This is a genomic window from Natronincola peptidivorans, from assembly GCF_900111615.1.
GTDB classification, from domain to species: domain Bacteria; phylum Bacillota; class Clostridia; order Peptostreptococcales; family Natronincolaceae; genus Natronincola_A; species Natronincola_A peptidivorans.
Genome location: NZ_FOHU01000004.1, coordinates 142,821 through 155,257 on the forward strand (window position 1 = coordinate 142,821; position 12,437 = coordinate 155,257).

Below are 12,437 nucleotides of genomic sequence, written 5' to 3' on the forward strand. Positions count from 1 at the left end.
AACAATTTTATTGGTAAGTCTATAGACCCTAGAATAACGTGACCAAAAAAGAAAACAAGCTTAAGGAATTAATCCTCAGCTTGTGAATTGTCTACCTATTTTTTCTCCCATATTTACTTTTGTTTCTATACCTTGGTTTGTGTTTTCTATGATGTCCTCATCTATCTTTAAAACGCCCTTTTGTAGAAACAAAATCACAGTGGAACCTCCAAATTTAAAGTAGCCTTTTTCTTCACCTTTTTCCACTCTCCTTTTGGGTGAATAAGTTTGAATAATGGTACCTACACAGGTGGCGCCTACCTCCATCATAAGAATTTTTTCAAAATGATCTGATTGAAAGAAAGTAATTTCTCTTTTGTTTTGACAGTAGATTGTTGCTTTTTTTCTTAATGCTATAGGATTAACCGAATAATAGTCTCCTTCGATTTTTATAGATTCTTCAGGAATACCTCCATCAGGAAAATGAAAACGGTGATAGTCTGAAGGATTTAATCTTACAATCAAGCAAGTTCCTCCAGCATATTGTTGTGCCAGTTCCTTGTTCTGTATTAGTTCCTCTAAAGAGTATTCCTGGCCCTTTACTTGAATAAGCTTTTTTATATCAATATTTTCATAGGCAAGCATCCTGCCATCAGCAGGGGAAATAAAAACCTCTTTTGCTTCACATATGGGTCTAGCGTGCTTTTTTAGTTTCCTAATAAAGAATTCATTAAAATTCTTATATTGAGATAAGTCCTCTATCTCTGCCTCTGCCATATCGATTTCAAGCTGCTTCACAAAGGAAGCTATTTTCCTTTTGCTGTTAGGTAAATCCTGTAGTCTCCCATAAAAGCTAGAAAAAAGCTTCTTTTTTAATATGCTTTCCAAAATACTGTTGCCTATCCGTGTTTCATACATCCACCTTAAAAACACATCCCCAGCCACAGTTTCCTTTTTCTTTTTTCCTGTTTTTCTATCTATATAATAAATCTCCATCATCTCATCCTCTGTGGTTATATTCTCAATACTATTATACCAACAAAGAGACTTCATGAATAGTAATATTTCTAGATCTTTCTGCTGCCTGGCTTTATAGCAGGCATTTTACCTTCCTTACACAGGGGGCATTCTTCTGCTTCATAGGAAATAACCTCTGTGGTTAAAGCCGCCTTGAGCTTTGTACCAAAATCAATAGTACCATTGCTTCGGTCTACTAATACTGCTACACCTATCACCTCTGCACCTTGCCCTTTGACGACCTCTATAACCTCTTTCACAGATCCCCCTGTAGTTACAACATCCTCTGCCACCAAAACTCTAGCGCCAACAGGAATAGAGAAGCCTCTCCTTAGAGTCATCTTACCGTCCTCTCTTTCTGCAAATACGTTTTTTGCCCCTAACTGTCTTGCAACTTCATAGGCAAAAATAATACCTCCCACAGCCGGTCCTACAACAACATCTATAGCATCCTGTTGGAATTCTTCCGCCAACCCTTTTGCAATTTCCTCAGTATACTCTGGATACTGTAGTATCTGTGCACATTGCATGTACTGATTACTGTGACGTCCAGAGGTCAACAAAAAGTGTCCATTTAATAAAACCCCTGATTTTTCTAAGATCTCTATTACTCTTTCTTTCTTCATCATCTTAAGCTCCTCCTTGTTTTATATCATTAAACTCCCTTGAATTTCCTTAATATCCTTTATCTTATACTGGCTCATATACTTTTCTATTCCTTCTAATATATCTGTTGTAGCTGTTGGGTTCATAAAGTTTGCTGTGCCCACTGCTACAGCTGTAGCCCCCGCCAGCATGAATTCAACTGCATCTTCACCTGTCATAATACCACCCATTCCTATAATAGGTACCTTAACAGCCTGTGCCACTTGGTAGACCATCCTCACAGCTACTGGCTTAATGGCTGGACCTGAAAGCCCTCCTACTACATTGGCTAATATCGGCTTTCTTTTGTGTATATCAATGGCCATTCCCGTCAGGGTATTTATTAAGGATAAGGCATCAGCACCTCCATCTACTGCTGCCTTCGCTATTTCTACAATATCTGTTACATTAGGACTTAGCTTTACAATAAGGGGCTGTTTTGTATATTTTTTTACTTCTCTAGTAACATATTCCGCCATATCTCTATTTGTACCGAAGGAAACGCCCCCTTCCTTGACATTTGGACAGGAGATGTTTAATTCGATCATATCTACATCTTCCTTAGATAATCTTTCTGCCACAGCGCAGTATTCCTCTACTGTTTTACCAGCAATATTAACAATAATCTTTGTATCATATCCTCTGAGAAAAGGAATATCCTTTTTAATAAATTCCTCTACACCAGGATTTTGCAGTCCAACACTATTTAACATCCCGCCATGGGTCTCTGCCACCCTTGGAGTGGGATTTCCTTTCCACGCTACACTTGAAACGCCCTTTACTACCACCGCCCCTAGACGGTTTAGATCTACAAAATCCCCATATTCTTTTCCGCTGCCAAAGGTTCCCGAGGCTGTCATAATGGGATTTTCTAATTCTATTCCTCCAATATTCACCTTCAAGCTTGGTCGCATCATTCCCACATCACCTCATCCCTTGAAAAAACTGGACCATCCTTGCATACCCTCTTATATTCCCAGTCTTCATCTCCAGTTTCTGCTGCTTTACAGGTACATACAAGACAGGCGCCTATACCGCAGGCCATTCTTTCTTCTAAGGATAATTCAGCATCAATATTATGGTTCTTTGCCCATTCACTGACTGCCTTCAGCATCGGCTTTGGTCCACAGCTATAAATCATGTCTCCTTCTTGGTTTTGGAGCTTTAATAATTCTAATACATTCCCTTTATGTCCCTCAGAACCATCCTCTGTAGCTAGATATACATTATCAGCATATTTTTTAAAATCTTCTACTAGAAAGGGGTTGCAGCGAAATCCTAAGTAGACATCAGTAGCTCCTTCAAGCTGCTTTACCAGCTCCAGCAACGGCGGAACCCCAACTCCGCCACCAATGACGATGTTTTTTCCTGTCCCCTTCTCTACTGTAAACCCATTCCCTAATGGCCCTAGCACATGAATCTCTTGATTTTCCTTCATCATCGACAATTTTTTTGTTCCCTTTCCTAAAACAGCGTAAATCAACCTTAAAACCTGTTCTTTAGCGTTTATTTCACAGATGCTTATAGGTCTTGGCAGTAGATGCTTTCCATCCTCTAAATATAAATTTACAAATTTCCCGGGAAATCCTTCTAAAGAAAGCTCCTTCGACAATATAATCATCTCATAAATTCCTGGAGCAATTTCGTGATTTGTTGTTATTCTAGCTTTTAGATTTTTTTTCATGCTGTACCTCCTAAATCTATGACATCTAACCCCTCAATGGTAATGTTGCTTTCCATAATCTCCAGCATGGCTTTTAGTGTATCTAGAGAGGTCAAGACATTTACAGAAGCCTCCATAGCTGTCCTCCTTATTCTAAAACCATCTCGTTTTGCATCATGGCCTTTGGTAGGGGTATTGACCACTAGCTCTACTCTGCCGCTTCTAATAACATCTAATACATTTGGAACCCCTTCACTTATTTTTCTGATCTCTCCTGCAGGTATCTCATGCTCTTTTAAGTAAGCTGCTGTTCCTCCTGTGGCAATAAATTGATAGCCCTTTTTATGCAGTCGCATCCCTAGTTCTACAAATTCTTCTTTATCATAATCCTTCAAGGTGGCTAGTATTTTTCCTTCTCTTTGTGGAAGTTTCATTCCCCCAGCTATAAAGCCCTTGTACATAGCTTCTGGAAGGGTTTTAGCTACCCCTAATACTTCTCCAGTAGATTTCATTTCTGGTCCTAAACTCATTTCTACCATTGGCAGTTTTTCTGTAGAAAAAACAGGCACCTTGACGGCAACTATTTCTCCCTCAGGATATATCCCTGTACCATAACCTAAATCCTTCAACTGATCTCCTAACATCATTCTTGTAGCCAATGCAACCATCGGCACCCCCGTTACTTTACTTATAAAGGGTACTGTTCTGCTGGATCGTGGATTTACTTCAATAACGTACAATTCACCCTCAAATTCAACAAACTGTATGTTGATCATTCCCTTTACTTTTAAGGCTAATGCAATGTCTTTAGTATATTCAACAATTTTTTCCTTCATTTCTTGGGATACCTTTTGACTAGGATAAATAGATATGCTGTCACCAGAGTGTACCCCTGCTCTTTCTAAGTGCTCCATGATACCTGGAATCAATATTTCCTCTCCATCAGAAATAGCGTCGACTTCTATCTCTTTTCCTGTAAGATATCTATCAATTAACACAGGATTTTTCTTATCTCTAATAAAAGCTTCCTTTAAATATCTTTTTAATTCTTTTTCATCATAGGTAATCTCCATACCTTGACCCCCCAGTACATAGGAGGGTCTCACTAATACTGGATATCCTATTGCATTGGCTTCTCTAATTCCTTCTTCTATCGTCATTACTGTTTTCCCCTGTGGTCTTGGTATGTTTAATCTTTCCATCAATGCATCAAACTTTTCTCTGTCTTCGGCAGTATCTATTTCTTCTGGCTTTGTGCCTAAAATGGGTATGTCCATCTGTCTAAAAAATTTCGCCAGCTTGATGGCGGTTTGCCCTCCAAACTGTAAAATGACGCCATCAGGATTTTCTTTTTCTACAATATTTAAAACATCCTCCTCAGTCAGTGGTTCAAAATATAGCTTGTCAGATATATTAAAGTCAGTGCTTACGGTTTCTGGATTGTTGTTTACAATGATGGTTTCAATCCCTGCTGCTTGCAAAGCTAAAACACTGTGGACAGAGCAGTAGTCAAACTCAATCCCTTGTCCTATTCTGATGGGTCCAGAGCCGATCACCATGACTTTTCTTTTATTGGTAATTTCTACTTCGTCCGTCTCATCATAGGTGGAATAATAATAGGGAGATACAGCTTCAAATTCTCCACCGCAGGTGTCCACCATTTTATAGGTAGCTACTATGTTCCATTGTTTTCGAAGATTGTATATTTTCTCTGGACTACATCCCATCAAATCTCCTATTCCCTTATCAGAAAATCCCTTTTTCTTTAATTTTTTCAACCATTCCTTTGTCAGCTTCTCTATAGGGGTTTGCTTTAAGTTCTCTTCCTCCATGACGATACCCTTTATTTTTTCTACAAAGAAGCTGTCTATTCCTGTTATTTCACAGACTTTTTCCATGCGATAGTTTTTTCTTAGGATTTCTGCAACATCGAATATTCTTTCATCATCCGGCATTTGCACCTTCTTTTTCAGTTCTTCAAGGGTTTTAATTTGTGGAATTTTTCTCTCCAATGTATATTGTCCTATTTCTAGAGACCGTATTCCCTTTAACAGGGCTGCTTCGAAGTTATTGCCTATAGCCATAATCTCTCCCGTTGCCATCATTTTTGTTCCCAAAGCTCTATTTGCCTGATGAAATTTATCAAAGGGCCATTTAGGGATTTTTACCACTACATAATCCAGTGTTGGTTCAAAGCAGGCGTAGGTTTTCTCCGTGACTGCATTTCTTATTTCATCTAATCCATAGCCTAAGGCAACTTTTGCAGCGACGGCTGCTATAGGATATCCCGTTACCTTTGAAGCTAAAGCTGAAGAACGACTTACCCTCGGATTAATTTCTATCACGGCATACTGAAAGCTGTTGGGGTCTAAAGCGAACTGCACATTACAGCCTCCCTCTATCTCAATAGCATTAATAATATTGATGGAAGCAGTCCTTAGCATTTGATACTCTTTATCCGAAAGGGTTTGAGAGGGAGCTACAACAATACTATCTCCCGTATGCACACCCACAGGATCAATGTTTTCCATATTGCATACTGTAATACAGTTGCCATATTGATCCCGCATTACTTCGTACTCAATTTCCTTCCAGCCTTTAATACTCTTTTCTAATAATACCTGTCCCACTCTACTCATCTGTAGTCCTTGTCCTAAGATTTCTCTTAGCTCTAGCTCGTCATTAGCAATGCCGCCCCCTGTACCTCCTAGGGTATAAGCTGGTCTTACAATAACTGGGTAATCTACTCGATTGGCAAACTGAAAGCCATCCTCCAGGTTTGTGATAATTTCACTTTCTACAATAGGCTGTTGGAGATCTTCCATCAGCTGCTTAAAAAGTTCTCTATCTTCTCCCTTAATAATGGCTTCTACAGATGTACCAATGATTCTTACATTGTATTTTTCTAATATCCCTTTATCATGAAGCTCTACCGCAAGATTTAATCCTGTTTGACCTCCCATACCCGCCAAAAGGCTATCTGGTCTTTCTTTTGCAATGACCTTTTCCAAAAATTCAATAGTCAGTGGCTCAATATAGATTTTATCTGCCATTTCTTTATCTGTCATAATGGTAGCAGGATTACTATTGATCAAAACCACTTCAATTCCTTCTTCTTTTAATGCTCTACAGGCTTGTGTCCCTGCATAGTCAAATTCAGCTGCCTGTCCAATAATAATCGGTCCTGAACCAATCACCAATACTTTTTTTATTGAATAATCTCTTGGCATTTGTATCCTCCTTCCAATAGCTCCATAAATCTGTCAAATATATAAGCGGTGTCCTGAGGGCCTGGTGATGCTTCAGGGTGAAACTGCACACTAAAGATGGGTAACTCCTTATGCTGCATTCCCTCTACAGTATCATCATTTAGGTTAACATGGGTTATGTCAACATTCTCTGGCAGACTTTCCTTTTTCACTACATAGCCGTGGTTTTGAGAGGTGATAAACACTTTTTTCTTCATAAGGTCCTTTACAGGATGATTACAGCCTCGATGTCCAAACTTTAACCTTTCTGTATCTCCCCCTAAGCTATGTGCTAAAAGCTGATGTCCTAAACAAATTCCTAGAATAGGCTTTTTTCCTATCAATTGTTTAATGGTCTCGATTGCCTCTGCTAAAACTTTAGGGTCTCCAGGACCATTAGATAGAAAGACGCCATCAGGATTTACCTTTAATATATCTTTAGCCTTTACATGGGCTGGAAAAATCGTCATGCTGCAGTTTCTTTTACGAAAGGATCTTAAAATATTTTCTTTAATTCCATAGTCAATAATAGCTATATGCTTTCCAGTTCCTTCTATAATATAAGGATGTTTTGTAGTAACTCTTTGGACTGCATCATGGTTATGGAAGGCTGCCATTTTTCTTTTCATTTCTTCTTGGGATGGTTCCTCTACAACAATGATTCCCTTCATGGTTCCATGATTTCTAAGGATTTTCGTTAAGGCTCTAGTGTCAATCCCTCCAAAACCCATAATCTTCATTTCCTTTAGATATCCTTCTAAATCCATTTCGCATCTCCAATTGCTTGGATGAGAAGCCTTCTCTCTTACAATAAGCGCCTTTACCTTTGGGGAGGATGATTCTATATCTTCAAGGTTAATCCCATAGTTTCCTATTAAAGGATAGGTCATTACAACCATTTGCCCATAATAAGAGGGGTCTGTCAATATCTCCTGATAACCCGTCATCCCTGTATTGAATACCACTTCTCCTACTGTCTCTTGGATATGTCCAAAGGCTTTACCTTCAAAGATACTGCCATTTTCTAAGACTAATTTTGCTTTCATATCCCTTCATCCCCCTTCTCTTTTATCCTAAAATATCTGCTGTAGGTCCTCTTTCATATCTAATACTGCTGCTCTAGCTGCTAATGCGAATTCCTTTTCTTTGTATTGATTTTTATATAGGTCTTTTTGGTGAGCTGCAATAATCCCTCTTGAAGAGTTAATGATGGCCCCTAACCCGTCTTTGTTAAAGTAATTTTTTAAATCCTTTGCAGTGGCTCCTTGTGCTCCATATCCTGGTACCAAGAAATAAGTTTTTGGCATAATCCTTCGAAGCTCTGCTGCCTGCTGAGGATGAGTTGCACCTACCACTGCTCCTATTGCGCTATAGCCTCTCTCCCCCACTAAATCTTTTCCCCAGGTATCTACCATTTTCCCTATTCTTTCATAAAGCTTTTTACCTTCTATCTCTAAATCCTGTATTTCTCCACTATTGGGATTGGAGGTTTTCACTAAAATAAATAGGCCCTTGCTATAGTTTTTACAATGCCCTAGATAAGGCTCGATGGAATCAGAGCCTAGGTAAGGATTTAAGGTTATTGTGTCCTCCTGATAAATAGTATAGCTTTTTTCTTCTATCTTTACTTCGCCAATATGCCCATCAGCATAAGCCTCAGCTGTGGAGGCAATATCGCTTCTTTTGATATCTCCAATAATAATTAGTCCTTTTTTCTTTGCATACTGAATGGTATCAATATAGGCTTGTATTCCCTCTGCTCCATATTGCTCATACATTGCTATCTGTGGCTTTACCGCCGGCACTAGATCATGTACCGCATCAATAATTTCTTGGTTAAATCTTAGAAAAGCTCCTGAAGCTGCCTTTGGAGTTTTGCCATAGGCTTCATATGCTTCCTTTTTTATATGCTCAGGTACAAAACTCAATCTAGGGTCTAATCCTACAACTGTTGGATTCTGTAATGCTTCAATTTTATCAATCAATGAATCAATCATTTCCCTAACCTCCTGAATATTTCAAAGTTTTTTATCACTATTTTAAAATTTCAGCCGCATTTCAAACATCTATACTAACTCCCCATTATCTAAAACAATCTTCCCTTCTACAATGGTATACTTCACTTTACCCCTTACGCTTTTTCCATGGAAAGGACTATTTTTCCCTTTGGACACAAAGGCTTTTACATTAATATTGTAGGAGTCTTTTGGGTCTATGATGGTGATATCTGCTGTTTTTCCTAGTTTCAATTCTCCTTTATCTAAGCCTAAAAGCTTAGCAGGATTGGTACTCATCTTTTCCATCATCTGTAGAGGCGTTAGAACACCCTTTTCTACCAGCTCTGTGATAGTAAGAGGAACTGCTGTTTCCAATCCTACGATACCAAAGGCTGCTTTTTCATAAGGAAGCTTTTTATCCTTCTCATGATGAGGCGCATGATCTGTTGCTATAATTTCTATTGTTCCATCCTTTAAGGCTTCTTTGATTTTTTCTATATCTTGATAGGTTCTTAGGGGTGGATTCATTTTGGTATTTGTGTTTTCTTTGGTTACCGCTTCCTCTGTTAAAATAAAGTGATGGGGGCATACCTCCGCTGTTACCTGATTCCCTGTTTTTTTAGCATCTCGAAGTATTTCTACTGCCCCTTTTGTACTGACATGACAGAGATGCAGCTTTACATTTAGGTTTCTAGCCAAAAAGATATCTCTGGCAGTGATGATATCCTCTGCATCTGATGATATCCCTTTTATTCCTAGCTCCTTCGAGCGTTTTCCTTTATTCATAGCACCATTATCTGCTAAGAAATGATCTTCGCAATGGGAGAAAACTGGTATCTTCAATTGTGCCGCCAGATTTAGAGCTTCCTTCATCAGTGCAGCATTTAGGACTGTTTTCCCATCCTCACTGATACCACATACTCCTGCCTCCAGCATTTCTTCAATAGCTGCTAATTCCTTTCCTTCCTGTCCTTTAGTAATGGCTCCTATTGGTAAAACATTGACACTTGCTTCTTTTTTAGCTTTATTCATGATATAGGTTACTCTTTCTTTGTTATCGATGGCGGGTTTGGTATTAGGCATACAGCATATAGTGGTAAATCCTCCCCTTGCAGCACTTTGACTGCCTGTTGCTATGGTTTCCTTTTCTTCAAATCCAGGTTCTCTTAAATGCACATGGATATCGATTAATCCTGGTACAACCCAGTGATCTGTGGCATCTATTACTCGATCTGCTTTTGCATCTATATTTTTTTCGATAGCAATAATTTTTTTATTTTCTATGAGTAGATCTAATATTTCATCTGTATTGGATATGGGGTCTATAATTCTGCCACCTTTGATTAATAACTTCATTTTCTCACTCCTTTTTATCTTGATAGCTCTATCACATTGCTTCATACTCTCTATAGTGTGTGTTATTCTTCTTTATTTAAAAACAAAAAGGACAATAAAAAGATTATTATCTAAATAACATAACCTTTTATTGTCCTTGTTTTTTTCATATTTATAGATACGTTAAGCACTTCAAATACATTGACCAACATACTTGTCATTTCACGTCATCCTTTCTGGCCTCTCCGGACCAACTTAAAGGTTTTATAACTATGCATTTTAATGTATGTTATCATAAGTTCCTTCCTGTTGTCAATGATTATATTTCATATCTTTATTCATTTCCTATAGATACCCAAGCTCAGAAATTAAATTATACATTTTTCTAATTTACAAATAGTGGCAATGCACAATTTGGCTATGCACAGGTCTACGGTTTCGCCCCTAGCTCAAAACCACAGCTAGGGACTGCAAATGTAGCTCTTTAGCATATCCAAATTGAAGTATAAAACTGTAGGTTTTCCAGAAACTACATCGTATAATTATATCTTTCAAATTAGATATCTATAATAGTAACCTTTTAAGATTCTCTTTAGAAATCAAAGCCTTTTCTATAGGGCGAACCTCTACTATAAAGGAGGTGTCTATTTCTTGTAAAAGTTCAAAATAATAAAGAAAATCTGTTTTCCCCTCCCCAATCACCTGATGATCCTGAGTACCATTATGGTCATGGATATGGCAGTTTCTTATATAAGCTAAATTTTCCTTGAAAAAGCTTTGGTTATCCTCTTGTCCAAAAGAATGCCCTATATCCCATGTTAGATAGAGATTCCCTTGAGGTAGTAATTCCTTTAAAACATTTCTTATATCTTCATTAAAATTTCCTACATTTTCCACACATGGCATGATTTTACCTGCTGCATGATCCCTTAACTCTATCAAGGCTTCCTTGAATAAGGTAGTAAATTCCTCAGCATATATCTCCTGAAGATATATCTTTTTATCTGTCTGGGTAAAACAAACAGATGCTCCTGGGTGAAAGGTTATTCTTTTTCCTCCAATTTCTCCACCGAAATCAATACATTCCTTTAGTCGTTCTAATCCAGCTCTTCTTACAACAGGATGCAGGTGATATAGGGGAATGTCCTCCGGGGCATGAAAGCTTAGTGCAATCCCTTCTCCCTCTACTTTTTGTTTTATTTCTTTCCTTTGCTGCTGATTGTACCTTTCAGGAAAGAAGGCTGGGACGTTTAGATTGACTTCAATAGCGGAGAATCCATGCTTCACTGCAAAATCAATTGCAGATATAAAGTCTTTTTCGCCTAGTGTAGCTGCATAACCAACTCTGTCTAGTATTTTTTTGCCATCCATACAAATCACTCCTAATAATCATTGCAGAGGGAGTATAAACTCCCTCTTGAAAAAATCTTAGATTTAACTTTTCTACATCCTGCCTTTAACCTAAGATGCTTTTTAGCTTCTCACACACTGCATCTCCCACTTCAGAGGTTTTAGCATTTCCCTTCAAATCAGGTGTAAGGGTTTTTCCCTCCACCAATACCTCAGTGATGGCTTTGATAATGGCTTCTGTATCAGAATCCTCTAAAAGAAAGTCCAGCATCATCTTGGCAGTCCATATCATAGCCATTGGATTGGCAATGCCTTTATCCTTGATATCTGGGGCAGAACCATGTACTGGTTCAAACATTGACGGATATTCTTTTTCTATGTTTAAGTTTCCGCTGGCGGCAAATCCAAGACCTCCCTGTAGGGCAGCCCCTAGATCCGTAATGATATCTCCAAATAGGTTAGAAGCCACCAACACATCATATGCCTCTGGTTTTTGAATAAAATACATGCTTACTGCATCCACATGGGTAGTCTCTGTGGTGATCTCTTCATAGTTTCCTGCAACTTCTTGAAAAATCTTATCCCAAAATACCATACTGTAGTTTAACGCATTGGATTTTGTAACATTGGTTACCTTATTAAATTTATTTCGCTTTTGAGCTAACTTGAAGGCGTAATCCATAATCTTCTCAGTATTTTTTCTTGTAAAAACCGAGGTTTGTATGGCGGTTTCCTCTGGTCTATCGGGGAAACGGATTCCCCCTACTCCGGAGTATTCCCCTTCAACATTTTCTCGTATCACTACGAAATCAATATCTTCAGGCTTTTTATCCTTCAGGGGACATGGAGCCCCGGGTAATAGCTTTACAGGTCTTAGATTGATGGATTGATTAAATCCCTGTCTTATTTTTATAAGAAGTCCATGTAGGGAGATATGATCTGGTACAGAAGGGTCACCTACTGCTCCTAGCAGGATGGCATCAAACTTTTCTAAAGTCTTTAGTCCATCCTCCTCCATCATGTTTCCTGTTTTTAAATAATATTCACATCCCCATGGGAAAAATTCATAATCAAAGCCAATATTTCCTTTATATGCTGCAAAAGCATCTAAAACCTTTATTCCTTCAGCTGTTACTTCATTTCCTATGCCGTCTCCTGGAATCACGGCGATTTTAAATCTTTTCATTCTTTGTCATCCCCCTA

10 protein-coding genes are annotated in these 12,437 nt (G+C 38.3%); all 10 read right to left on the minus strand.

Annotation, left to right across the window (positions count from 1 at the left end):
• Positions 1-75 precede the first annotated feature (75 nt).
• The 10 genes from BMX10_RS06555 to BMX10_RS06600 all read right to left on the minus strand — a co-directional run bounded on the left by BMX10_RS06555 (position 76) and on the right by BMX10_RS06600 (position 12,420).
• On the minus strand, positions 76-975 hold the full coding sequence (locus BMX10_RS06555) for a phosphatidylserine decarboxylase (protein WP_330387829.1): 900 nt from the start codon (positions 973-975) through the stop codon (positions 76-78).
• A 71-nt stretch (positions 976-1,046) separates the two neighbouring features.
• Positions 1,047-1,625 (minus strand): orotate phosphoribosyltransferase, encoded by a 579-nt coding sequence (gene pyrE, locus BMX10_RS06560; RefSeq protein WP_208976119.1) that lies wholly within the window; start codon positions 1,623-1,625, stop codon positions 1,047-1,049.
• Between the two features lie 18 nt (positions 1,626-1,643).
• Positions 1,644-2,558 carry a dihydroorotate dehydrogenase gene (locus BMX10_RS06565; RefSeq protein ID WP_090441213.1) on the minus strand — a complete coding sequence of 305 codons (915 nt, stop codon included), beginning with the start codon at positions 2,556-2,558 and terminating at the stop codon, positions 1,644-1,646.
• Positions 2,555-3,325 (minus strand): dihydroorotate dehydrogenase electron transfer subunit, encoded by a 771-nt coding sequence (locus tag BMX10_RS06570; RefSeq protein ID WP_090441216.1) that lies wholly within the window; start codon positions 3,323-3,325, stop codon positions 2,555-2,557. Before BMX10_RS06570 ends, BMX10_RS06565 begins: the two co-directional genes overlap by 4 nt.
• Complete coding sequence (gene carB / locus BMX10_RS06575; protein ID WP_090441221.1) at positions 3,322-6,534, minus strand: carbamoyl-phosphate synthase large subunit; 3,213 nt, start codon at positions 6,532-6,534, stop codon at positions 3,322-3,324. Before carB ends, BMX10_RS06570 begins: the two co-directional genes overlap by 4 nt.
• Positions 6,513-7,598, minus strand: a complete 1,086-nt coding sequence (gene carA / locus BMX10_RS06580; protein ID WP_090441224.1) for a glutamine-hydrolyzing carbamoyl-phosphate synthase small subunit — start codon at positions 7,596-7,598, stop codon at positions 6,513-6,515. Before carA ends, carB begins: the two co-directional genes overlap by 22 nt.
• A 27-nt stretch (positions 7,599-7,625) precedes the next feature.
• Positions 7,626-8,549, minus strand: a complete 924-nt coding sequence (pyrF, locus tag BMX10_RS06585) for an orotidine-5'-phosphate decarboxylase (RefSeq protein WP_090441227.1) — start codon at positions 8,547-8,549, stop codon at positions 7,626-7,628.
• Positions 8,550-8,618: 69 nt separating this feature from the next.
• The gene (locus BMX10_RS06590) at positions 8,619-9,905 is read right to left on the minus strand and encodes a dihydroorotase (protein WP_090441229.1); all 1,287 of its coding nucleotides are present in this window, start codon (positions 9,903-9,905) and stop codon (positions 8,619-8,621) included.
• Positions 9,906-10,448: 543 nt separating this feature from the next.
• On the minus strand, positions 10,449-11,255 hold the full coding sequence (locus BMX10_RS06595; protein ID WP_090441232.1) for a sugar phosphate isomerase/epimerase family protein: 807 nt from the start codon (positions 11,253-11,255) through the stop codon (positions 10,449-10,451).
• A gap of 85 nt (positions 11,256-11,340) precedes the next feature.
• On the minus strand, positions 11,341-12,420 hold the full coding sequence (locus tag BMX10_RS06600) for a tartrate dehydrogenase (RefSeq protein ID WP_090441236.1): 1,080 nt from the start codon (positions 12,418-12,420) through the stop codon (positions 11,341-11,343).
• Between the last annotated feature and the right edge of the window lie 17 nt (positions 12,421-12,437).

What these genes read in the sequence shown, in the direction of transcription:
- BMX10_RS06565 (WP_090441213.1), bottom strand. Translation starts at nt 2,558, where the DNA reads ATGATGCGACCAAGCTTGAAGGTGAATATTGGAGGAATAGAATTAGAA.
- pyrE (WP_208976119.1), bottom strand. Translation starts at nt 1,625, where the DNA reads ATGATGAAGAAAGAAAGAGTAATAGAGATCTTAGAAAAATCAGGGGTT.
- BMX10_RS06595 (WP_090441232.1), bottom strand. Translation starts at nt 11,255, where the DNA reads ATGGATGGCAAAAAAATACTAGACAGAGTTGGTTATGCAGCTACACTA.
- BMX10_RS06600 (WP_090441236.1), bottom strand. Translation starts at nt 12,420, where the DNA reads ATGAAAAGATTTAAAATCGCCGTGATTCCAGGAGACGGCATAGGAAAT.
- BMX10_RS06555 (WP_330387829.1), bottom strand. Translation starts at nt 975, where the DNA reads ATGGAGATTTATTATATAGATAGAAAAACAGGAAAAAAGAAAAAGGAA.
- pyrF (WP_090441227.1), bottom strand. Translation starts at nt 8,549, where the DNA reads ATGATTGATTCATTGATTGATAAAATTGAAGCATTACAGAATCCAACA.
- BMX10_RS06590 (WP_090441229.1), bottom strand. Translation starts at nt 9,905, where the DNA reads ATGAAGTTATTAATCAAAGGTGGCAGAATTATAGACCCCATATCCAAT.
- BMX10_RS06570 (WP_090441216.1), bottom strand. Translation starts at nt 3,325, where the DNA reads ATGAAAAAAAATCTAAAAGCTAGAATAACAACAAATCACGAAATTGCT.
- carB (WP_090441221.1), bottom strand. Translation starts at nt 6,534, where the DNA reads ATGCCAAGAGATTATTCAATAAAAAAAGTATTGGTGATTGGTTCAGGA.
- carA (WP_090441224.1), bottom strand. Translation starts at nt 7,598, where the DNA reads ATGAAAGCAAAATTAGTCTTAGAAAATGGCAGTATCTTTGAAGGTAAA.